This window comes from Hydrotalea sp. (assembly GCF_049968455.1).
Lineage (GTDB): Bacteria > Bacteroidota > Bacteroidia > Chitinophagales > Chitinophagaceae > Hydrotalea.
Genome location: NZ_JBMFQT010000066.1, coordinates 1 through 564, shown reverse-complemented (window position 1 = coordinate 564; position 564 = coordinate 1). Strand labels below are relative to the sequence as shown.

At 23.8% G+C, this 564-nt stretch carries 1 protein-coding gene; it reads right to left on the bottom strand.

Annotated features, from left to right (window positions below; translation table 11 throughout):
• On the bottom strand, positions 1 to 564 hold a 564-nt coding region (locus tag ACP5P5_RS13720), incomplete at both ends, for a hypothetical protein (RefSeq protein WP_428286682.1).

Sequence of the window (564 nt, the reverse complement as noted above, 5' to 3'; positions counted from 1 at the left end):
TTCTTACTAATTCAAAATGGTCTGTAAGTAAAACTCTTTTATCACTACCTTCATTGATAACTTCAAATTGCTTTTCTGTAAATATATTATGGAATACAAAATACTTTTTAATAACATTATTACTTTTCTCTATTAATGATTCTTTTTCTGCTTTTAATTTAATTGAAGAAGCAACAAAGTATTTACGCTCATATATATTTTTAACTAATTCTGCTAAATGTAAAACGAAGTTGTTATTAATCGGTATTGCTATATCTACTATTTTGCCAAACTTATTAGCAGGCAATATTTGCTCATTTAATTCATATACATAATTTGCATTTAGTTTATTAACTGCTGTTAAACCATTATCTTCTGGTATAAATATTATGTAATCTATATTTAGTGGTAATTCTATAGCATGTCTATCATAATTACCAACTATAATTATATCATAATTTTTCCATTCTATTTTATCTATGCTTTCAATACCAAATAATGTAAATGCTACATCTTTGTAATATTCATTTGTTTCATAGTAATCTGCATCTATACCATTAGATAATAACCAATATGTTATTGTAC